The organism is Streptomyces cinnabarinus (genome assembly GCF_027270315.1).
GTDB lineage: Bacteria > Actinomycetota > Actinomycetes > Streptomycetales > Streptomycetaceae > Streptomyces > Streptomyces cinnabarinus.
Genome location: NZ_CP114413.1, coordinates 5860218 through 5880627, shown reverse-complemented (window position 1 = coordinate 5880627; position 20410 = coordinate 5860218). Strand labels below are relative to the sequence as shown.

Genomic DNA, 20410 nt, shown 5'->3' with positions numbered 1-20410 from the left:
GCTACTTGACCGCGACCTGCGAGATGTCCAGCACACCGGTCCAGTCGCTGATCACGACGTTCTTGATGTCCTCGCCGTAGAGCCGCTTGTAGACCGGGTGGAACAGCGGCACGGTCAGTGCCCGCTCGCCGATCTCCTTGTCCAGGGCACCCCACCTCTGGGCGGCCGCGTCAAGGTCGGTCAACTTGTTGATCGCGTCAATCTCCGCATTGACCGAATCATCATTGAGGAAGCTGGTGTTGAAGTTGGCGCCGTTCTTCACGATCTGCCGGCCGTCGAAGATCGGAGCGAGGAAGGGGCCGCCGGAAGGCCAGTCGGCACCCCAGTGGGCGAGGAAGAACCCGGGCTCGGTCCCGGCGTTGTGGATCTTGTCCGAGTAGTCGTTCTCCTCCAGGCCCTCCAGCTCGACCGTGATACCCGCCTTCTTCAGCGCGTCCTGGATGGCCGTCGCCAACTCCGGGCTGGTCTCGAAGTCCTTGGCGTTGGAGTGGGTCAGCGTGACGGTGAGCCCGTCCGCGTGACCCGCCTCCTTCAGCAGCTCCTCGGCCTTGGCCGGGTCGCCGGAGCCACCGGCCGGGAAGTGGTCGTAGGGCGTGTAGCCGAAGGACTTCTGGCTCGGCAGGAAGGTCGTGGCGGCCTCGGCCAGCGCCGATCCGCCCGCCGCGTTGACGACGGACGAGCGGTCGATCGCGTACGCGATCGCCTGCCGCACCTTGGCGTTGTCGAACGGCTTCACCTTCGGGTTGAACGCGATGTAGTTGGTGTAGCCGAAGTGCCCCGTCCCCACGCGGGACGCGAGCTCCTGGTCACCGGTCACCTTGGCCAGCTCGGCGGGGCCCAGGTTGGTGTCCGTCGTGACGGCCGCCGCGTCCGCCCCCTGGGACGCCGACAGCCGCTGGTTGATCACGGCCGGGTCGAGCCCGGAGCGTACGTCGATCCGGTCCGGGTAGGCCTTGCGCTCGGCGTCGGTCGAGGCGGACCAGTGGGTGTTCCGCTCCAGGATCAGCCGCTCACCGTCGTTCTCGTTCTTCACGACCTTGTACGGCCCCGAGGAGACCGGGTGCTCCTCGTACTTCGTCCCCGTGTCCCTGGCCTCGGGCACCGGCGCGAACTGCGTCTGAGTGGCCAGGTACGGGAACTCGCCCTCGGGCTTGTTCAGCCGGAAGACGATGGTCCGCGCGTCCGGCGTCTCGATCGAGCCCAGACCGCCCTTGTCCTTGTACGGCCCCTCGTAGTCGGCACCGCCGATCAGCCAGTCCCGCAAGTAGGGGGCGCCACCGGAGAGTTCGGCGGCGAAGGACCGCTCGATGCCGTACTTCACATCGGCCGAGGTGATCGGCGTACCGTCCTCGTACTTCAGGCCCTCCTTCAGGGTGTACGTCCACACCGTCGCGTCCTTGTTGGGCCGCCCGGTGTCGGTGGCGAGGTCGGGGACGACCTCGGCGCCCGCCGCGCCGTCCTCCCTGTTACGGGTGGTGAGGGTGCGGAAGACCAGCGACGGGACGTTTCCGCCGCCGGAGGTGTACAGCCGGGCGGGATCGAAGTCCTGCTGTGGATTGGAGTTCAGGACGGTGAGTGTGCCGCCCTGGTGCGGGGTGGAGTCTCCGGCCGACCCCTTGGCATCGTTGTCCTCGGGGCCGCAGGCGGCGGCGCCTGTGGCAAGGACCACCAGGACGGCGGCCACGCGGGCGCTGAGCAGGGACGATGGACGCATCGAAGAACGACCTCTCGCATACAGAGACAGGCTGACGGAATGTGAGACAGAGATGCACAGACGTCTGCCCGGACGCATGAGTCGCCGGAGCCCCGAACCAGCCCGAACGGGGGCCTGGTCAGGGAGGGAACCGAAGGAAGGAACGCGCGACGCACACGCCAGGGGCGGGCGTCAGCGACAGTGAACGTCGGCCACGCAGAGAGCGGTCACGCCGATCAGCGCCAGCTCGATGGCTGCGCGGGCGGACACGCGGTGGGACGACATGCGCAGAAATATGTATGAACTTTCCACGCATGTCAACGTGACGACTGAGCCGCCCGTCAACTCCCGGGATACGCCCAGGGGTTGGGGCGGCAGCTGATCCCGTCATGGTCGAGGAACTTGGTCTGCTGCTGCATGACGGGGGCGAGTTCGCCGTCCTTGTCGCAGGTCACGTGGTGGAAGCCGAGCCGGTGACCGACCTCGTGGTTGATCAGCATCTGCCGGTAGGCGTGAATGCGGTCCCCGAAGGTCTCCGACCCCTGCGCCCACCGATAGGCATTGATCATCACGCGCTCGGTGGCGGCCGAATCGCAGGACACATTGTCCACGGTCGTGTCCAGGCTCGACTTGGCACACCATTCGGCGGTCGTCCCCGGGCTGGCCAGGGTGATCACGAAGTCGGGTTCGCCGGAGTGGATCCGCTCGAAGGTACGGGCCCCGTCATGGGCCCAACTCCGGTCGTCGTTCAGGGTCTTCTGCACGGCCTGCGCGAACAGCTCACCGTCCAGCCCGAGCCCTTGCTCGACATCGACGCGGTAGGTGAACTTCTGCCCCGCGCCGGGCGCCTTGTCGACACCCTTCACGGCGTCGAACTTCCCCGACCCGTCGAGCGTGGCGCTGAGCGCGTACGTCTTGCCCATCTTCTGCTCGTACGTCAGCGGCGCCGCGGCGGGCTCGGAGGGCGTCGGCCGCTCGTCCCCGCGCGACGCGGGGTCCCGGGCGTCCCGCGCCTGGTCGGTGGCCGGCTGAGACCGTACGCCGGAGTCCGCGCCCCGGTCCGTGACCTGGCCGGCGACCACGACCGCGAGCACGGTGGTGACGGCGGCGGCCGCGATACCGGTGAAGGCACGCCCCTTGGGGCTCCTGCCGGACGCGGGTTTGCCGGTGGGCGGCGGGTAGCCGGAGCCGGTGTCGCTGGGCACGCCGACATCGGCGGCGGACCAGTCGGTGACGGTGGAGTAGGGATCGGCGGAGGTGCGGGGCGTGAGGACGTCGACGTCCTGGTCGAAGGCGTCGACATACTCCTGCTTCGGCCCGCCGTGGAACCCCGGAGGCCGCTGCCGCGGTATCGAGACGCCACCCGCGACCCCACCGGCGGCCGCCCCCTGACCGGGCCTCAACTCGCCCCAGCCACCACCCTGTTCACGCTGCTCGGGGTGCCCACCCCGGACCCGTGGAAAGCCGTGCGCGGGAGTGCCATCCGGGAACCGAGGGCTGCCATGCGCGGGAGTGCCATCAGGCAGCCGGGGGAACCCGTGCGCCGGAGTCCCGTCAGGGAGATGCGGAAACCCGTACGCCGGGGTCCCGTCGGGAAGCCGCGGAAACCCATGCGCGGGCGTGCCGTCAGGAAGCCGGGGCACCCCACGCGCGGGAGTGCCGTCGGCGTAGCGCGGCACACCATGAGCCGGCGTTCCATCGGCATACCTGGGCACACCATGAGCCGGCGTGCCGTCAGGAAATCTAGGGACTCCGCGAGTCGGCGCCCCGTCAGAAACCCCCGGACCCCCCGGACCCCCCGGACCCCCCGGACCCCCCGGACCCCCTTGAGGAGCCTGAGGCGCCCGAGGCGCTTGAGGAGCCCGAGAACCCCCCTGCGCCCCCCTGCGCCGCCCGGCCGAGTCCGCGGCTGCCTCGCTCTTCGGCGCAGGCCCTCGCCGACTGTGGCGTCCCACTCGCGCCTCAGCTCCCCGCGGTCTCGGTCATGGCCCCACCGTCATTCGCGGCCCCAGCGTCCTTCAGGACCGCACCGCCGTCGACGGCGCCCGCACGCGGGGCCGTCCCATCATCCCCCTCGGCCAGCAGTTCCCGGAACGCCCGTGCCACCACGTCCGGGTACTCCATCATCGCCACATGCCCCGCCTCCGGCAGGCTCAGCAGGCGGGAGTCACGGAAGGCGTGAACCGCGCGCTGGGCCATGCGGTAGCCGACCAGCTGGTCCCGGCCGCCGTAGACGAGGAGCGTCGGGGCGAGGACGCGCTCGGCCTGGCGCCAGAGCGCGTGCTGCCCGCCGAGCGTGTACGCGTTGACGATACCCCGCGCGGAGCGCGCCATCGCGTCCCAGAAGTACGGCAGTTGAAGCCGCCGCTCCATCTCCTCCACGGCGTTGCGGAACCCCTCCGCGCTCACCCGTGCGGGATCGCCGTAACAGAGACCGAGGACCCCGCGCACCCGCTGCTCCGCCGACCACTCCCTGGTGATCCGGTTGAACAGCGTGACCACGCCGGGCAGCGCGAGCAGCGCCGTCGGCACGGCGGTGCGCTGGACGCGGATCTCCGGAAGCGCGGGGGACACGAGCGTGAGCGTACGGACGAGATCGGGCCGTACGGCGGCGACGCGCGTGGCGACCGCGCCGCCGAGCGAGTTGCCGAAGAGGTGTACGGGACCGCGACCGGAGGCGTCGAGATGGCGGATCACCGCCCGCGCGTGGGCGGTGACCGAGTAGTCGCCGTCATCCGGCGGCGGCGAGTCGCCGAAGCCCGGCAGGTCGACGGCCTCGCCGTCGACGACGCCCTCCAGCTGCCGCATCAGGTCCGACCAGTTCTGCGAGGAGCCGCCGAGACCGTGGACGTACAGGGCGGGCGGCAGCCCCGCGCGGGCCGGTGGCCTGGACCGTACCGTCAGGGTGATCCCCGGCAGCCCGACCGACCTGAGCCGCTCACCCTCCGCGACCCTGACGGTCGCCACCTTCGGCAGTACGTTGGCCGCCGGTGCGGCGGACGGCAGCTCGGTCGAAGACATGCGGCAATGTTACGAGACGATCACGCAGTGGTTCATGTGTTCGCCGTCACAAGAGGTTTGTGTGTCCCGCGCGCGCACCACGCCCCATGAACCCCTTTCGCACCCCTGCACACCCCCGACCACTCCGATGCGCGAGGAGTGACCCTCCGGACGCGGATCGCATAGCGTCGGAATCGGGTGTCTCCTAGGCTCGTACAGAGGGCACCCGCGTGTGGCCCCTGCTTCCCCCAGGGACGTTCGTAGGAAGGGAGCCCACCATGGCCGTAGACCCCAGCGATCCCGAGACGTTCGCCGACGAGGAAAGGCAGGAGGCCGAGGAGTTCGACGTCGAGGCCCCCGCGGCCGACGCCGCCGAGCAGCACGCCGCCCTCTCGCCGGACCGTGACGATCCGCTGACCGGTGCCGACCAGGATCGCGCCAACGTCGCCGACCTGGCGGAACAGGCCCGGGTCGTCTCGCAGGACGAGGACGACTATCGGTGACCTGCGATGCCCAGGGGCATCACCAGCACCGCCGAGCAGGAAGGGAGGCAGCCTTTTGCCCCGGACATCCCGCTCTGAAACCTTCCGCACGGCTTTCGCCACCGTCCGGTCCGTGAAATTCTGCGCTCGCACCGCGCACACCAGGGTTACCGAAAAGTACGATGGCGACGCGGCGCACACCGCATGTGGACGACTTTGGGAGGCGGCGTGACAGCCATCGAGCAGACAGAGGCGGCGCGCCCGCGAGGGACGCGCCTGCCGCGCCGTGCCCGACGGAACCAGCTGCTGGGCGCCGCGCAGGAGGTCTTCGTGGCGCAGGGCTACCACGCGGCCGCGATGGACGACATCGCCGAGCGCGCGGGCGTCAGCAAGCCCGTGCTCTACCAGCACTTCCCGGGCAAGCTGGACCTGTACCTCGCGCTGCTGGACCAGCACTGCGAAGCCCTGATCCAGTCCGTACGGCATGCGCTCGCGTCGACGACCGACAACAAGCAGCGCGTCCGCGCGACCATGGACGCCTACTTCGCCTACGTCGAGGACGACGGCGGCGCCTTCCGGCTGGTCTTCGAGTCGGACCTGACCAACGAGCCCGCCGTGCGCGAGCGCGTGGACAAGGTCACGAACGAATGCGCCGAGGCGATCTGCGACGTCATCGCCGAGGACACCGGCCTCTCCCGCGAGGAGTCGATGCTGCTGGCCTCCGGCCTCGGCGGCCTCGCGCAGGTCGTGGCGCGCTCCTGGCTGCACAGCGACCGCAGCGTGCCGCGCGACCAGGCGGTGCAGCTGCTGACCTCGCTCGCCTGGCGCGGTATCGCGGGCTTCCCGCTGCACGGCATCGACCAGCACCACTGACGGCACCACCGACGACACTTTGTTCCCACGCACTGTTCGCTCCTGGCGTTCTTGCGCGGAGCGTGTACGTCCCCTCACCGGGCTAATGTGTGCTGGGTACGGCGCGGTAGGCCGCGCACTTCACTGACCGTCGGAGGGACATAGCCGTGGAGGTCAAGATCGGCGTGCAGCACGCGCCGCGCGAGATCGTTCTGGAGAGCGGTCAGAGTGCCGAGGACGTCGAGCGGGCGGTGTCCGAGGCCCTGTCCGGCAAGTCGGCACTGCTGAGCCTCGTCGACGAGCACGGCCGCAAGGTCCTCGTCCCGGCCGACCGTCTCGCGTACGTCGAGCTCGGCGAGCCGGCCCCGCGCAAGGTGGGCTTCGGCGCGCTGTAGACAGCAGCTGCACATGGAGGGCCCGGCGGTTTCCGAACCGCCGGGCCCTCCGTCGTTCCTCCGTCATTCCTCCGCCGTCCGTCCATCGCCGCCCCACCCGTTCTCCTTCACGGATGGACCACAGTTCGAACACAGGGGAGGATTGGATTCCGCAGGTCAGGGGTAAGACGGGCTACGACCGTATCGAGCAGGCCGGCCATGTGGGAGGGACCCCAACATGCTCTTGGAAGCGCTGAGCTCCGCGATCCTCGGCCTGGCCCTGGCATGGGCGGCGACCCGCCGCCTCCCGCACCGTCTGCCCACGCCCGCACTGGTCCTGCCGACCGGCGTGGCAGGCGCCCTCTTCGGCGCCTTCATCACCCACACGGCACTGGACCTGGGCAACCTGTTCCTGATCCTCACCGGCGCGGCAGCGGTCTCGGCGGCGTCCCTCTCCCTGCTCCTCCGCCCGTCCGGGGGAAGACTGGGCCGCCGGGCAACGGCGTGAAGAAGCGCTAGGGGCGCAGACAGACAACCGGCGCCCGATCCCACCTGAAGGGGCGCGGGGAACTGCGCGACCAGCCCCCACCGGGCAGCAGCCGGCCGCGCAACAACGGAAACCGCCCCCTGCAAGAGGCGCTACGCGGCCAGCCCCAGCGCGGCCATCCGCTTGGTGTGCGCCTCAGTGATCCGGGAGAACATCCGCCCGACCTCAGCCAGATCGAACCCGTCGGCCACGCCACCCACGAGCATCGTCGAGAGCGCGTCCCGGTCAGCGACCACCCGCTGCGACTGCGACAACGCCTCCCCCATCAGCCGCCGCGCCCACAGCGCGAGCCGCCCGCCCACCCGCGGATCCGCGTCGATCGCCGCGCGCACCTTCTCCACCGCGAACCCGGCATGCCCCGTGTCGTCGAGCACGGCCAGGACCAGCTCCCGCGTGTCCGAGTCGAGCCGCGCCGCGACCTCCCGGTAGAAGTCACTGGCGATCGAGTCACCGACGTACGCCTTGACGAGCCCCTCCAGCCAGTCCGACGGCGCCGTCTGCTTGTGGAACCCGTCCAGCGCGGCGACGAACGGCTCCATCGCCCGCGTCGGCTCCTCACCGATCGACGTCAGCCGGTCACGCAGCTGCTCGAAGTGGTGGAACTCGGCCGACGCCATCTTCGCCAGCTCCGCCTTGTCCGCCAGCGTCGGCGCCAGCTTGGCGTCCTCCGCGAGCCGCTCGAACGCGGCAAGCTCCCCGTACGCCAGCGCGCCCAGCAGGTCGACGACCGCGGCGCGGTACTGCGGATCTGCGGAGGCGGTCGCCCAGTCCTGGGCGGCGACCCCCGTGTGCTCGACGGGTGCGTCCGTGCTGTCCGCGGCCGGGTCAGGCTTGTCAGAGGTGGTCATGAAGCGCACAATAGCCCGCTCGTCGCACGGGGGAAGTCCCTGGTCAATCAGTGTGACAACGACTACGTGACCAAATCGGCCATCGCGTGTGCGCGATTCCGGGGTATGGTGGTAATGCGCCTGCTGAGTACGTCGACGTAATTCGACGGTGTCTCGACGGGCCGCACGTATGAGGATGCCCGGTCGGTGGCCCGATCGGCTCCGACCCGACAGCCCCTCGTCCGTACGGCACTGTGCGTACGGATTCCCGGGGGGACACCCTCAGCGGTACGAGCGCTAGAGCGTCGGCAGTGGTCCCGTGCCTTACGGCCCGACCGTATGGCAGCCGACGTCCCCCGGCACGGTCCGTCACAGACCCCCGCGCTCGCCTCGCACCGCGCACACAGAAGAGGCAGCACCCTGACTACGACTTTCCGAGAGCTCGGGATCCTTCCCGAGACCGCCGAGGCCCTCGAAGCCGTCGGTATCGTGAATCCCTTCCCCATCCAGGAGATGACGCTCCCCGTCGCCCTCTCGGGCACCGACGTCATCGGCCAGGCCAAGACCGGCACCGGCAAGACGCTGGGCTTCGGCCTCCCGCTCCTGGAGCGCGTCACCGTCCCCGCCGATGTCGAGGCCGGGCGCGCCAAGCCCGAGGACCTGACGGACGCCCCGCAGGCGCTCGTCGTCGTCCCCACCCGCGAGCTGTGCACCCAGGTCACCAACGACCTGCTGACCGCCGGCAAGGTGCGGAACGTCCGCGTTCTCGCGATCTACGGCGGCCGCGCCTACGAGCCGCAGGTCGAGGCCCTGAAGAAGGGCGTCGACGTCATCGTCGGCACCCCGGGCCGACTGCTGGACCTCGCGGGCCAGAAGAAGCTCGACCTCAAGCACATCAAGGCGCTCGTCCTCGACGAGGCCGACGAGATGCTCGACCTGGGCTTCCTGCCCGACGTCGAGAAGATCATCAACATGCTTCCGGCCCGCCGCCAGACCATGCTGTTCTCGGCGACCATGCCGGGCGCGGTGATCGGTCTCGCGCGCCGCTACATGTCGCAGCCCACGCACATCCGCGCCACCGCGCCGGACGACGAGGGCGTGACGGTCGCGAACATCTCGCAGCACGTGTACCGCGCGCACAACATGGACAAGCCCGAGATGGTCGCGCGCATACTTCAGGCCGACGGCCGGGGACTGGCCATGGTCTTCTGCCGCACGAAGCGCACCGCGGCCGATCTCGCCGACCAGCTCAAGCAGCGTGGCTTCGCGTCCGGCGCGGTCCACGGCGACCTGGGCCAGGGCGCCCGTGAGCAGGCGCTGCGCGCCTTCCGCAACGGCAAGGTGGACGTCCTCGTCTGCACCGACGTCGCCGCTCGCGGTATCGACGTCGAGGGCGTGACGCACGTCATCAACTACCAGTCGCCCGAGGAGGAGAAGACGTACCTGCACCGCATCGGCCGTACGGGCCGCGCGGGGGCCTCGGGTACGGCGATCACGCTCGTCGACTGGGACGACATCCCGCGCTGGCAGCTGATCAACAAGGCGCTGGAGCTCAACTTCAACGACCCGGTGGAGACGTACTCCACCTCCCCGCACCTCTTCGAGGAGCTCAGCATCCCCGCGGGCACCAAGGGTGTCCTGCCGCGCTCGGAGCGTACGCGCGCCGGGCTCGACGCGGAGGAGCTCGAGGACCTCGGCGAGACCGGTGGTCGCGGTGCGCGTGGCCGGGGTGGTCGTGGTGAGGGCCGGGACGAGTCCCGTTCCGCCGACCGCGAGCGCTCCGCGCGTACGCCGCGCCGCCGTCGCCGTACACGTGGCGGGGCCGTGCTGGACCCGAACGCCGCTCCGGCCGGTACGGACGCCACCGAGGCGACCCCGTCGGCCCCGTCGGCAGAGGAGTCCGCGACCCGCACCCCGCGCCGCCGTCGCCGTACCCGTGGCGGAGCGGCACCGGAGGCGGTGCAGACCGCGTCCACCGCGACCGAGTCGGCGGAAGCCGCGCTCGACACGGCGGAGGGCACGACCGCCATGGCCGAGGGCACGGTTGCCACGGCGGAGGCGGGCACCGAGGCCGCGGACAAGCCGCGCCGCCGCCGGACCCGCAAGTCCGCGGAGCCGACGGTGACTTCGGCGGAGGAGACCGTCGTAGCGGAGCCGGCGCCGGTCGTGGAGTCGCAGGAATCCGTGACCGCGGAGTCCGAGCCGGCCGCCACCAAGCCGCGTCGCCGTACCCGCAAGGCGGCCGAGCCCGTCGCCGAGGCCGTGCTCGACACCGCGGAGGCGACCGAGGCGAAGCCCCGGCGCACCCGCAAGGCCACGACGGAGGCTGCGGCCGAGGTCGCGGTGGACACCGCGGAGGCCGTCGAGGCGAAGCCGAAGACGCGCCGCACCCGCAAGACGGCGGAGGCCGCCCCGGAGCCGGAGACGGTTACGGAGACCAAGCCCCGCCGCACCCGCAAGGTGACGGCGGAGGTCGCGGTGGACACCGCGGAGGCCGTCGAGGCGAAGCCGAAGACGCGCCGCACCCGCAAGACCGCCGAGGTCGCCCCGGAGCCGGAGACGGCCGCCGAGACCAAGCCCCGCCGGACCCGCAAGGCCGTCGAGCCCGCGGACATCCCGGCGCAGGCCGCGGAGGAGCCGGCTGCCCCGCGCCGCCGGACCCGTAAGGCGGCGGAGGTCGCGGTGGACACCGCGGAGGCCGTCGAGGCGAAGCCGAAGACGCGCCGTACCCGCAAGACGGCGGAGGCCGCCCCGGAGCCGGAGACGGTTACGGAGACCAAGCCCCGCCGCACCCGCAAGGCGGCGGAAGCGGCCGTCGACACCGCCGAGGCCAAGCCGACGACGCGCCGCACCCGCAAGACCGCGGTCGCCGCCGAGCCCGCCGAGATCCCGGCCCAGGCCGCGGACGAGCCGACTGCCCCGCGCCGCCGGACCCGCAAGGCTACGACGGCAGCGGTCGAGACCGCGGAGGTCCCCGAGGCGAAGCCCCGGACCCGCCGCACCCGAAAGGCGACGGTAGCCGCAGAGCCCACGGAGAGCTGATCTCCCAACCGAACGGCCCGGCCCCACCCCGAGTGGAGCCGGGCCGTTCGCGTACCCGGCCCCGCCCCGAGCCAAGCCGACGGGCCCGCCCACCCGCCGAACACCCCCACCCCACCCCCCGCTACCCTCGCCCCGTGACCACCCCCACCCCCCTCACCCCGCCCCCGGGCGCCCGCGCCTACCCCCTCCGCACGGCGCGCGGGGACTTCGCTGTCGTCGACTGTCCGGTGCCGGACGGGGTGGAGCGGCGTGGTGTCGTCGTGCTGTTGCCCGGGTTCACCGGGAGCAAGGAGGATTTCACGCTGCTGCATGAGCCGCTCACGGCGCGGGGGTACCGTACGGTCGCCGTGGACGGGCGGGGACAGTACGAGTCGGACGGGCCCGCGGACGACGAGTCGGCTTACGCGCAGGGCGAGTTGGCGCGAGACGTGCTGGCGCAGGCGGCCGCGCTCGACGCCCCCGTCCATCTCGTCGGGCACTCCTTCGGCGGCCAGGTCGCGCGTGCCGCCGCCCTGCTGGACCACTCCTCGTTCCGGTCGCTGACGCTTGTCGCGTCCGGTCCCGCCCGGATCTCCGTGTCCCAGGAGCAGCGCGTCAAGCTGCTGCGGGACGCGCTCGCCGGGATGACGATGCCGGAGGTGTGGGAGGCGATCCTGGCCATGGGTCCGCCGGAGGAAGTCGGCGGCCCGGCTCGCGGTCTCGGCGGCCTGGAGCAGCTGCGCCGCCGCTGGCTCGGCAACAAGCCCGCCCAACTCGCCGCAGCGGGGCGTCAGTTGTGCGCCGAGCCGGACCGGGTCGCCGAACTGGCCGCCGTACCGCTGCCGTTCCATGTCCTGTCGGGCGAGAAGGACGTCACCTGGCCGGTGCCCGTCCTCGACGAGATGGCCCAACGGCTGCGCGCCCGCCGCACCGTCGTCCCGGGCGCCGAGCACTCCCCCAACATCGAACGGCCCCTGCCCACCGCCGAGGCCCTCGCCGACTTCTGGGACGGCCTCGCGAAGCGCGACTAGTACTGCGCCTGAAGGTGCTCCCAGAAGCCGTCGCGCAGCGCCCGCCGCAGGTCCGCCTGTCCGCGCAGGGAGTACTGCAGCAGCCCCTCCGCCTCGACCAGCAGATCCTGGTCGACGGAGCCCGGCAGATAGGGATGTCCGGGGAGCAGCTCCACCAGCGACTCCCGGCCCCGCGCCGCCAGCCACTTCGCGGCGATCTGCGCACCGACGAAGCGGACGTCCTCGCGGGTGGGCCGGGCCGCCGTCGCCTCGTAGGCGGTGGCCGTGCGCCGGGAGACGTACGGCTTGAAGAAGTCGAGGTCGAAGGTGCGCTGGCTGTCGACCTCCCAGAGCAGCGGCTCGGCCTGGTTGCGTCCCTCGGGCGCCTCGATGCCCCACAGGTGGACCCGGGCGCCGTACCCCTGCGCCGCCTCCACCGCGGAGACCAGGTCCTCGTCACCGCCGAGCAGGGCCGCGTCGCTGATGGCGCGGTGCCGGGCGAGTGACTCCAGGTCGGTGCGGATCAGCGAGTCGACGCCCTTCTGCTGGTTGTTGGCGTTGAGGTTGCCGAGCCGCACCTTCACGTCCGGCAGCTCGGCGATGGACTGCTGCTCGGCGGTGTGGATCCGGCGCCGGGCGCCGTCGTACCAGTACACGCGCAGCAGCCTGCTGTCGGCGAAGATCGTCCGGGCGCGGTCGATGAGCGCCTCGATCAGTCCCTCGGCGTCCAGGTCGAAGGCGCGCCGGTCCTCGGTCCCGGCGACGAGCCGGCCGGCGGCCGCGTAGAGATAGCCCGCGTCGACGAAGATCGCATGGGTCGAGGGTGTCTTCGCCACCTCGGCGAGCATGCGCTGGAGCAACTCGTTGGTGCGGTCGATACGGGCGCCGAGCGCCGAGAGGTCGTCGTTCATCGCGTCCATTGTCCCGGCGGTCACGCTGCGAATACAACCGGTCCCGCTCGGTCTTGCTGGCACCGCTTACCGGTCAGTAATTAGCCGTTCGAAAAATTTCCTTAGCGTAGGGAATGTTTGTAACACGCATGCCGTTGACTAGTGCGTACCAAGGAACCAGACGAAGGGAGAAGCGATGCGCTTCGAGATCATGCGACTCGATGAGGTCAACGGCACGACCGTGGACAGCACCGTCGTGGACGCCGCCTCCGTCAACCGGATCGTTCAGCAGGCCGCAGCGATCGGACAGCGGCTGTGGATCCGCCCGGCAGAGGTTTCCGCCTCGTAACCCGGATCCACTCACCAAAGCTTCAGGGCCCCGTACGGAAACGCCGTACGGGGCCCTGCGCGTGCCGGTGGTCAGCGGACGACGGTCATCGGATCAGCTCGACTGGATGACCTGGGTGACGCCGTTGATGATCTGCTGCACGGCGATCGCGGAGAGCATCATGCCGGCGAGCCGGGTCACCAGCACCACACCGCCGTCCTTGATGACTCGGATGATCAGCAGCGAGTACCGCATCACCAGCCACAGCACGACATGGATGGCGAGGATCGCCGCCCACACCGAGACCTGCGTGGCCACGCTGTCGGCCTTCTGCACCGCCAGGATCACGGAGACGATCGCGCCGGGCCCGGCCAGCAGCGGCATGCCCAGCGGTACGAGCGCCACATTGACGTCCTTCGTCTGCTTCGGCTCGTCCGTCTTGCCGGTGAGCAGATCGAGCGCGATGAGCAGGAGCAGCAGACCGCCCGCGATCATCAGCGCGGGGACGGAGACATGCAGGTAGTTCAGGATCTGGTGGCCGAGGAGCCCGAAGACGGCGATCACACCGCCCGCCACACAGACGGCCTGGAAGGCCATCCGCTTCTGCACCTTCGCCGGGCGTCCCGAGGTCAGCGCCAGGAAGATCGGGGTGATCCCAGGGGGATCCATGATGACAAAAAGGGTCAAAAAGAGAGAGCCGAAGACGGCAACGTCGAACATCAGTGAAGAGGCCTTGCGAAGAAGTGAAAGGGGGTCGGCGTGAGGGACTGCCTCAGGCTCCGCCGGTCCCGGGCACCGGGAACGCCCCGGTCGCTCGCCGGGTGATCTCGCCGTAGACCTCTGGGTCGGTCGTGTACTCGCCGAGCACACAGGTCTTGCGGCTGCCGTGGTAGTCGCTGGAGCCGGTCATCAGCAGGCCCAGGTCCGCGCCGAGGCCGCGCAGCCGCGCCCGGGTGTCCGGGTCGTGGTCCATGTGGTCGACCTCGATGCCGTCGAGTCCGGCCGCTGCCAGCTCCGCGATGGCCGACTCGGGCACGGTACGGCCCCGCTTGGCGGCCGCGGGATGGGCGAACACGGTGACTCCGCCCGCGCCCTTGACCAGCCGGATCGCCTCGAAGGGATCCGTCTCGTGCTTCTCCACGAAGGCCCGCCCGCCGTCGGCCAGCCAGTCCTGCGTGAAGGCGTCGCCCACGGTCGGCACGACGCCCAGCTCGACCAGCGCGGAGGCGACATGCGGCCGTCCGACCGAGCCCTCACCGGCGATCCGCGAGACCTGCTCCCAGGTCACCGGCACACCCAGCGCGTTCAGCTTGGCGATCATGCCCTGGGCCCGCGGCACCCGGTCGTCCCGGACCAGCTCCCGCTCGGCGAGCAGCGCCGGCTCCTCGGGATCGAAGAGATAGGCCAGCATGTGCATGCTGATCCCGTCGATACGACAGGACAGCTCGGCCCCGGTCACCAGAGTCAGCCCCGCGGGCAGCGCGGCGATGGCCTCGGCGTACCCACGGGTGGTGTCGTGATCGGTGAGCGCGACCACCTCAAGACCCGCGGCGGCGGCGTTGCGCACCAGTTCGGCGGGGCTGTCCGTACCGTCGGACGCGGTGGAGTGGGTGTGCAGGTCGATACGCACGCGCGAGCTCCAACAGGGCGAGACGGAACAGGGACCAGCCCAGGATAGCTGCTATTCGAACGGGCTCATGTCACACCTGAACCCGGGGTTCACTTCTTACGAACGAGCGGTGAACCGCCCCGACAGGCGCCCTACGGCTCAAGCAACCGAGGTGACAGCGCCCCGCAGGGCACCAGGTCGACCTCCGCCCCCGCGTCCCGCAGATCCGTCAGCACCAGCTCGTCGTACATCAGCAGCCCGGACTGCTCGGGCCACACCACGGCCCACAGCCACAGCCCCAGGGCCTCCCCCGCGAAGACCGCCCGGTCGTCCGGCGCGCTCGTGACATGCCACAGCGGCGTCGGCCGCCCCGCGGCCAGCACCTTCGCCTGCGCGGGTTTCTCCACGTTCATGTACGGCCCCGGATCCGGCCCGTCGATCCCCGCGTACCGCGCACCGAGTCCGACCCCCAGCTCCTCGGCCACCAGGATCAGCTCACCCATGCCGCCGAGCGGCCCGGGGCCGGTGCAGGCCACTGCCGTCGCACGGCCACCGCTGCGGTCGTCCCCCGCGCACGCCACACCCGTGAACAGCCATCCGACCGGCAGCGGCCACGGCATCCACACCGGTACCTGCGTGCGATGCACGACGACGCTGAGGGCCTCGACGCTGGGCGGGATCACGGGCTGGAGTGGATGCACGGTCCCGTGCACATCGCACTGCCAGGAATCGGCGAAGAGTCCGGGAGCCCTGACCCGGCCACCACACTTCGGGCAACTGGGTTCGCCCCTCATAGGGCTCCACGGTCCTACCCCTTCCGCGCCACGTCAAGGACGATCACCCGTCCGGGCGGAACAGGCCGACCGGCCAATTTTAGATGTATCTTGCATTAATTAGCCGAGCTAACTTATTGTATGTAAACACCAACCATCTCCATCGAGATCATCGGGATTTCGGGATCGGAGTCACCATGGACCCCTTCGACGCGGGAGCCGGCGGCCTCCTTCGCCAGCCCAAGGCCGTGTGGGCGACCGCCGGCGCGTCCGTCGTCGCCTTCATGGGCATCGGCCTGGTCGACCCGATCCTGCCGTCGATCGCCCAGGGCCTGGACGCCACGGCCGGCCAGGTCTCCCTGCTCTTCACCTCGTACTTCCTGATCACGGCCGTGGCGATGCTGGTCACCGGCGTCGTCTCCAGCCGGATCGGCGGCCGGCGGACCCTGCTGCTCGGCCTCGCCCTGGTGGTCGTCTTCGCGGGCCTCGCCGGCACCTCGGACTCGGTCGCCGGACTGGTCGGCTTCCGGGCGGGCTGGGGCCTCGGCAACGCCCTCTTCGTCTCCACCGCCCTCGCGGTGATCGTCGGCGCGGCGGCGGGCGGGAGCGCCGCGGCGATCCTGCTGTACGAGTCCGCGCTCGGTCTCGGCATGGCCTGCGGACCGCTGCTGGGCGCCCTGCTCGGCGACGCGAGCTGGCGCTACCCGTTCTTCGGCACGGCGTTCCTGATGGCCGTCGGCTTCCTGTGCATCGCGGCGTTCCTGAAGGAGCAGCCGAAGCCGGCCCGGAAGACCTCGCTGCTCGACCCGCTCAAGGCGCTCGGCCACGGCGGTCTGGCCTCCGCCGCGGCCTCGTCGTTCTTCTACAACTACACGTTCTTCACCGTGCTGGCCTTCACCCCGTTCGTGCTGGACATGACCCCGTACAAGTCCGGGGCGGTGTTCTTCGCCTGGGGTGTGCTGCTCGCCGTGTTCTCGGTGCTCGTGGCACCGCGGCTCCAGCGGCGGTTCGGTTCGCTGAAGGTGCTGGGCGGCTCACTGCTGCTGCTCGCGGCCGACGTACTGGTCCTCGGCTACGGCGACCACACCACAGCCGTCGTCTGCACGATCCTGTCCGGCGCCTTCATCGGCGTGAACAACACCGTCTACACGGAGCTGGCGCTCGGCGTCTCGGACGCCCCGCGGCCCGTGGCGAGCGCCGGCTACAACTTCGTGCGCTGGTTCGCGGCCGCCGCGGCGCCCTACTTCGCGCCGAAGATCGAGGAGTGGACCGACGTCCGCATGCCGTTCGTGGTGGCGGCGGTCACCGCGGTGCTGGGTGCCGTCGTGGTCGTCGTACGGCGGAAGGCGCTCACGCACGAGGCCGAGGAGCTGGAGGAGCGGCACGCGGCCGAGGGCGGGGTCGCCGTCTTTGCCAACTGACGGATGCCAACTGACGCATTCCTACGGCCGGTTGGTGACCTTGCTCACGTCAGTGCTCACGTCAGCGAGACCGAGGCGCGGGACGGATCCCTGAGGTCCGTCCCGCTCGTCAGCCAGCGCTCCTGAAGGGCCTGGGCGCCGTGCACCCGCTTCCAGGCGGCCTCGTTCGGGGTCATGGGCAGCAACGGCAGGAAGTGGACGGGATCCATCGGCTCGTCCAGCTCCAGATCCTCGACCAGCCCGCCCGGCTCGGCGACCAGCACCGAGGTGAACGGGGCGCCGGGCCACAGCGGTTCACCCACGTCGAGCGAGGCACCGGGCGCCACGACCACACCCTCGACCTGCGGGGACGCGGCCAGCACGGCGAGCGCCCGAAGCGCCTTGTCGGTGTCGGCGAGGCCCGTGCGGACGGAGAGGACCAGCTCGGCGCGCGGCCCCTTGACCGGGTCGGCGAGCACCGCGGTGGGGTCGGACATGGGGTGCGCGGACATGCCGAGGGTGGCGTAGCGGACGATGTCGCCCTCGTGGAAACGGAGGACTTCGACGCGGTCCGTGCCGAGGAAGGTGACCGCGGCGCGGGCGTCCGGTTCGCCCAGCGCGGAGCGCAACCGGGCCTCGACCAGAGGAAGAACATCAACCATGCGGCGAGCATAGAACTCGTCAGTACCGGGCAAAGCAGCGCCTTGACACTTCAGTCGGCTGATACTCTTGCGCGGTGGTTCGGGGCAGCACGTTGACACGTCGCAGTCAGGCCCCGACGCCGAGGACACTCCCTTACGAGGGACCGGCCGGAGGAGGTGGGGCTGCAATGGATCGAAGTCGACCGTGCAGTAGCACCCGCTCTTCCCGCCACTGACGTAGCTGCTCTGCTTCTAGCCGGCTGCCACCTCTCGTCTGCCTTTCACCGCGGAAGAGCCTTCGTTTCGTTTTGCCTGATCTGTCAGTCAGCAGCAGTAGCTGAACCAGCAGCGAAGCTCGCCACCGCGACGGTGCGGTGCTCCCCGCTTTGTGGACGTGCCAAACATCCAAGAGCCAGGACGTCCCCATTCCGGGTAGTTCCACCCGCCGCAGCGGCCTTTCGTTGCCTGCTCGCGAAGGAGCCTGCCATGTCGATGATCCGTGACCTCCGTGCCGCGGTCCGTCCGTCCCGTCCCGCGCTGCGCAAGGGCATGCGCATGGACGGCGGCGCGTACGACACCACCCGTGACCCAGCGACGCCCTCCGCCGTCGTCGACTGCGCCGTCTACCGCGACGGCGCGCGCGTCGAGAGCGGACGGCAGCTGAGCCCGCACGAGGCGATGCGTCAGGTGCGGCGCGACGGTGGGTTCGTGTGGATCGGGCTGCACGAGCCGACCGAGGCCGAATTCGCCGGTATCGCCACGGAGTTCGGGCTGCACCCGCTGGCCGTGGAGGACGCGGTGCAGGCGCACCAGCGGCCCAAGCTGGAGCGGTACGACGACTCGCTGTTCACGGTGTTCAAGACGGTGCACTACGTCGAGCACGACGAACTCACCGCCACCAGCGAGGTGGTGGAGACCGGCGAGGTGATGTGCTTCACCGGACGGGACTTCTTCATCACCGTCCGGCACGGCGGACAGGGCTCGTTGCGGGCGCTCAGGCACCGGCTCCAGGACGACCCGGAGCTGCTCGCCAAGGGGCCCTCGGCGGTGCTGCACGCCATCGCCGACCATGTCGTGGACGGCTACATCGCGGTGGCCGACGCGCTCCAGGACGACATCGACGACGTGGAGACGGACGTCTTCTCGCCGGGCCGCAAGGGCACCCCGCGCGGCACCGACGCCGGACGGATCTACCAACTCAAGCGCGAGATCCTGGAGTTCAAGCGCGCGGTGTCGCCGCTGCTGCGGCCGATGCAGCTGCTCAGCGAGCGGCCGATGCGGCTGATCGACCCGGACATCCAGAAGTACTTCCGGGACGTCGCCGACCACCTCGTCCGGGTCCAGGAGCAGGTCGTCGGCTTCGACGAGCTCCTCAACTCCATCCTCCAGGCCAACCTCGCCCAGGCGTCCGTGGCCCAGAACGAGGACATGCGGAAGATCACCTCATGGGCGGCCATCATCGCCGTACCGACGATGGTGTGCGGTGTGTACGGCATGAACTTCGACTACATGCCCGAGACGCACTGGAAGTACGGCTACCCGCTCGTGCTCGGCGTGACCGTCGCCCTCTGCCTGGGCATCCACCGCACGCTCAAGCGCAACGGCTGGCTCTAGGGACTGTCCGGTGGGGCTGGCTAGGCTGGGCTCATGACAAGTGAGCTGCTCGATCAGGCCCTCGTCGAGGAGGCCACGAAGAAGTCCGGGCTGATCTGGGTCCAGGGACCCGGTGTCCCGGCTCGCGCGCTGTGGCATGTGTGGCACGAGGGCGCGGCGTGCGTCGTCGGCGACGGGCCCGGCGAGCAGCCGCTGACCGGGCTCTCCGACGGGGGCGCGGCCGAGGTGACGGTCCGCAGCAAGGACAAGGGGGGCCGGCTGGTCTCCTGGTCGGCGAAGGTCGTGGAGCTGACCTCGGGGTCCGAGCAGTGGGAGGTGACGGTCGCCGAACTGAAGGGCAAGCGGCTGAACGCGCCGGACGGCGAGGCGATGCCGGAGCGCTGGGGCCGGGAGTGCCGGGTGCTGCGCCTGGAGCCGACCGGGGCGACCGCGCAGCTGCCGGACGCCGACCTGTCCGCGGCGCCCCTGCCCTCCCCGGCCACCACGCGCCGCCCGATCCCCGCGGGCCTGCCGAAGCTCCTGCTGAAGGGCCGCAAGCGGAAGTAGCGCGGCCTACGAGGTCGGCAGCTGCTTGCCGTAGTCGACCGTCTCGCCCTTCTTGGGCTCCTCCAGGGTGAAGTTCTTGCCCCAGGCGGAGAAGGTCAGGGTGCCCGCGCCGCCGCCGCGGACCATGCGCAGCGGGTACGGGGTGCCCTCCAGGGAGACGTCGAGCGAGCCGCCCGAGCCCTGGTCGCCGGTGATGCGGACGGTGCGGGTGCCGGACTGCTCGTGGCGGCCGTCGGTCTCGACCTTGCCGTGCAGGGTCAGCAGCCCGTCGAGCAGCACATCCATGTCCGTGAAGCCGATGAACTTCTTGTACGAGGGGTCCGTCCGCGGCACCTTCACGTACTTGCCGTTCAGCTTGGCGGCCGCCGACGCGTCCGCGTCCCCGCCGCTCCAGAAGTCCGCGTCCGCCATCAGGAACAGCTGCTCGTCGACCCGCAGCAGCCGGAAGGTCGCCCCTTCGGCGGTGACCGAGCCCATGCCGCCCTCGTCCTTCAGGCTCATGTCGAGTTTGTAGGTGCGCCCACTGGTCACCACGTTCCCGGAGAGGCGAACCGCGTCGGCGGACTCGGCGGCGGCCAGCGTCTTGCGCTGGATCTGGTCGGCGGACAGCTTGCCGACGCCGTTCGTGCCCGCGTCCGGGTCCTCACTGCTGCACCCCGTCAGACCCGTCACGACCAGGGCGCACAGCGCGCTCAGCAGCGCGGCCCGGAGGGTTCGGCCCTGGGGAATCGCAGTCACAGGTGAGCTGCCTCTCTGACGGGGTCCTGGTCGGCGTACGGCAGCGTACCGGGGTCGGGAACGCG

The 20410-nt window shown here is 70.5% G+C and carries 21 protein-coding genes; 10 read left to right on the top strand and 11 right to left on the bottom strand.

The features are described 5' to 3' along the window. Position 1: 1 nt before the first annotated feature. The 4 genes from STRCI_RS26745 to STRCI_RS26735 form a co-directional block, all read right to left on the bottom strand. Positions 2-1714, bottom strand: a complete 1713-nt coding sequence (locus tag STRCI_RS26745) for an ABC transporter substrate-binding protein (protein ID WP_269661515.1) — start codon at positions 1712-1714, stop codon at positions 2-4. Between the two features lie 171 nt (positions 1715-1885). After that, positions 1886-1978 carry an Ms4533A family Cys-rich leader peptide gene (locus STRCI_RS43390; protein ID WP_336298821.1) on the bottom strand — a complete coding sequence of 31 codons (93 nt, stop codon included), beginning with the start codon at positions 1976-1978 and terminating at the stop codon, positions 1886-1888. A gap of 56 nt (positions 1979-2034) precedes the next feature. Next, positions 2035-3648, bottom strand: coding sequence for a DUF3152 domain-containing protein (locus tag STRCI_RS26740; RefSeq protein ID WP_269661514.1), 1614 nt, complete (start codon positions 3646-3648; stop codon positions 2035-2037). A 7-nt stretch (positions 3649-3655) separates the two neighbouring features. After that, a complete protein-coding gene (locus STRCI_RS26735; protein ID WP_269661513.1) occupies positions 3656-4714 on the bottom strand; it encodes an alpha/beta fold hydrolase in 1059 nt (352 codons plus the stop codon). Between the two features lie 257 nt (positions 4715-4971). On the opposite strand from STRCI_RS26735, the gene STRCI_RS26730 reads away from it, so the two are divergent. The 4 genes from STRCI_RS26730 to STRCI_RS26715 all read left to right on the top strand — a co-directional run bounded on the left by STRCI_RS26730 (position 4972) and on the right by STRCI_RS26715 (position 6909). Beyond that, positions 4972-5196 carry a hypothetical protein gene (locus STRCI_RS26730; protein ID WP_269661512.1) on the top strand — a complete coding sequence of 75 codons (225 nt, stop codon included), beginning with the start codon at positions 4972-4974 and terminating at the stop codon, positions 5194-5196. Positions 5197-5403: 207 nt separating this feature from the next. After that, entirely contained in the window at positions 5404-6048 is a 645-nt protein-coding gene (locus tag STRCI_RS26725) for a TetR/AcrR family transcriptional regulator (RefSeq protein WP_269661511.1), read from the top strand. Positions 6049-6194: 146 nt separating this feature from the next. Then, a complete protein-coding gene (locus tag STRCI_RS26720; protein WP_269661510.1) occupies positions 6195-6422 on the top strand; it encodes a DUF3107 domain-containing protein in 228 nt (75 codons plus the stop codon). Positions 6423-6639: 217 nt separating this feature from the next. Beyond that, on the top strand, positions 6640-6909 hold the full coding sequence (locus STRCI_RS26715) for a hypothetical protein (RefSeq protein ID WP_269661509.1): 270 nt from the start codon (positions 6640-6642) through the stop codon (positions 6907-6909). Between the two features lie 131 nt (positions 6910-7040). On the opposite strand, the gene STRCI_RS26710 is transcribed toward STRCI_RS26715, so the two are convergent. Continuing rightward, entirely contained in the window at positions 7041-7805 is a 765-nt protein-coding gene (locus tag STRCI_RS26710) for a ferritin-like fold-containing protein (RefSeq protein WP_269661508.1), read from the bottom strand. A gap of 309 nt (positions 7806-8114) precedes the next feature. On the opposite strand from STRCI_RS26710, the gene STRCI_RS26705 reads away from it, so the two are divergent. Both STRCI_RS26705 and STRCI_RS26700 read left to right on the top strand, forming a co-directional pair. Then, positions 8115-10817, top strand: a complete 2703-nt coding sequence (locus STRCI_RS26705) for a DEAD/DEAH box helicase (RefSeq protein ID WP_269661506.1) — start codon at positions 8115-8117, stop codon at positions 10815-10817. A 134-nt stretch (positions 10818-10951) separates the two neighbouring features. Further along, the gene (locus STRCI_RS26700; RefSeq protein WP_269661505.1) at positions 10952-11827 is read left to right on the top strand and encodes an alpha/beta fold hydrolase; all 876 of its coding nucleotides are present in this window, start codon (positions 10952-10954) and stop codon (positions 11825-11827) included. Here the strand turns inward: STRCI_RS26700 and STRCI_RS26695 are convergent. Continuing rightward, entirely contained in the window at positions 11824-12717 is an 894-nt protein-coding gene (locus tag STRCI_RS26695) for an NYN domain-containing protein (protein WP_269661504.1), read from the bottom strand. The genes STRCI_RS26700 and STRCI_RS26695 overlap by 4 nt on opposite strands. A 175-nt stretch (positions 12718-12892) precedes the next feature. On the opposite strand from STRCI_RS26695, the gene STRCI_RS26690 reads away from it, so the two are divergent. Beyond that, positions 12893-13045 (top strand): hypothetical protein, encoded by a 153-nt coding sequence (locus STRCI_RS26690; protein WP_015658004.1) that lies wholly within the window; start codon positions 12893-12895, stop codon positions 13043-13045. A gap of 93 nt (positions 13046-13138) precedes the next feature. Here STRCI_RS26690 and STRCI_RS26685 read toward each other — a convergent pair whose 3' ends face one another. From STRCI_RS26685 to STRCI_RS26675, 3 genes are all read right to left on the bottom strand, one after another. Further along, on the bottom strand, positions 13139-13744 hold the full coding sequence (locus tag STRCI_RS26685) for a MarC family protein (protein WP_269661503.1): 606 nt from the start codon (positions 13742-13744) through the stop codon (positions 13139-13141). 52 nt (positions 13745-13796) lie between these two features. Continuing rightward, positions 13797-14654: a PHP domain-containing protein gene (locus STRCI_RS26680; RefSeq protein ID WP_269661502.1), complete on the bottom strand. Its 858-nt coding sequence runs from the start codon at positions 14652-14654 to the stop codon at positions 13797-13799. A 131-nt stretch (positions 14655-14785) separates the two neighbouring features. After that, a complete protein-coding gene (locus STRCI_RS26675; RefSeq protein WP_269661501.1) occupies positions 14786-15427 on the bottom strand; it encodes a DUF6758 family protein in 642 nt (213 codons plus the stop codon). Between the two features lie 176 nt (positions 15428-15603). On the opposite strand from STRCI_RS26675, the gene STRCI_RS26670 reads away from it, so the two are divergent. Further along, positions 15604-16827 carry an MFS transporter gene (locus STRCI_RS26670; protein ID WP_269661500.1) on the top strand — a complete coding sequence of 408 codons (1224 nt, stop codon included), beginning with the start codon at positions 15604-15606 and terminating at the stop codon, positions 16825-16827. A 56-nt stretch (positions 16828-16883) separates the two neighbouring features. Here the strand turns inward: STRCI_RS26670 and STRCI_RS26665 are convergent, their stop codons facing one another. Continuing rightward, entirely contained in the window at positions 16884-17468 is a 585-nt protein-coding gene (locus STRCI_RS26665) for a suppressor of fused domain protein (RefSeq protein ID WP_269661499.1), read from the bottom strand. A 465-nt stretch (positions 17469-17933) separates the two neighbouring features. Between STRCI_RS26665 and STRCI_RS26660 the strand changes: the two genes are divergently transcribed. Both STRCI_RS26660 and STRCI_RS26655 read left to right on the top strand, forming a co-directional pair. Further along, positions 17934-19061, top strand: coding sequence for a magnesium and cobalt transport protein CorA (locus STRCI_RS26660; protein WP_269661498.1), 1128 nt, complete (start codon positions 17934-17936; stop codon positions 19059-19061). 33 nt (positions 19062-19094) lie between these two features. Beyond that, positions 19095-19607: a hypothetical protein gene (locus STRCI_RS26655; protein WP_269661497.1), complete on the top strand. Its 513-nt coding sequence runs from the start codon at positions 19095-19097 to the stop codon at positions 19605-19607. A 6-nt stretch (positions 19608-19613) separates the two neighbouring features. On the opposite strand, the gene STRCI_RS26650 is transcribed toward STRCI_RS26655, so the two are convergent. Next, a complete protein-coding gene (locus STRCI_RS26650; protein WP_269661496.1) occupies positions 19614-20345 on the bottom strand; it encodes a hypothetical protein in 732 nt (243 codons plus the stop codon). Positions 20346-20410: the final 65 nt, after the last annotated feature.

Bases quoted from the DNA above. Each gene is read 5' to 3' on its own strand.
- STRCI_RS26685 (WP_269661503.1), bottom strand. From the start codon at position 13,744: ATGTTCGACGTTGCCGTCTTCGGCTCTCTCTTTTTGACCCTTTTTGTC.
- STRCI_RS26695 (WP_269661504.1), bottom strand. From the start codon at position 12,717: ATGAACGACGACCTCTCGGCGCTCGGCGCCCGTATCGACCGCACCAAC.
- STRCI_RS26715 (WP_269661509.1), top strand. From the start codon at position 6,640: ATGCTCTTGGAAGCGCTGAGCTCCGCGATCCTCGGCCTGGCCCTGGCA.
- STRCI_RS43390 (WP_336298821.1), bottom strand. From the start codon at position 1,978: ATGTCGTCCCACCGCGTGTCCGCCCGCGCAGCCATCGAGCTGGCGCTG.
- STRCI_RS26690 (WP_015658004.1), top strand. From the start codon at position 12,893: ATGCGCTTCGAGATCATGCGACTCGATGAGGTCAACGGCACGACCGTG.
- STRCI_RS26660 (WP_269661498.1), top strand. From the start codon at position 17,934: ATGTCGATGATCCGTGACCTCCGTGCCGCGGTCCGTCCGTCCCGTCCC.
- STRCI_RS26670 (WP_269661500.1), top strand. From the start codon at position 15,604: ATGGACCCCTTCGACGCGGGAGCCGGCGGCCTCCTTCGCCAGCCCAAG.
- STRCI_RS26705 (WP_269661506.1), top strand. From the start codon at position 8,115: ATGGCAGCCGACGTCCCCCGGCACGGTCCGTCACAGACCCCCGCGCTC.
- STRCI_RS26745 (WP_269661515.1), bottom strand. From the start codon at position 1,714: ATGCGTCCATCGTCCCTGCTCAGCGCCCGCGTGGCCGCCGTCCTGGTG.
- STRCI_RS26675 (WP_269661501.1), bottom strand. From the start codon at position 15,427: ATGAGGGGCGAACCCAGTTGCCCGAAGTGTGGTGGCCGGGTCAGGGCT.
- STRCI_RS26735 (WP_269661513.1), bottom strand. From the start codon at position 4,714: ATGTCTTCGACCGAGCTGCCGTCCGCCGCACCGGCGGCCAACGTACTG.
- STRCI_RS26665 (WP_269661499.1), bottom strand. From the start codon at position 17,468: ATGGTTGATGTTCTTCCTCTGGTCGAGGCCCGGTTGCGCTCCGCGCTG.
- STRCI_RS26730 (WP_269661512.1), top strand. From the start codon at position 4,972: ATGGCCGTAGACCCCAGCGATCCCGAGACGTTCGCCGACGAGGAAAGG.
- STRCI_RS26655 (WP_269661497.1), top strand. From the start codon at position 19,095: ATGACAAGTGAGCTGCTCGATCAGGCCCTCGTCGAGGAGGCCACGAAG.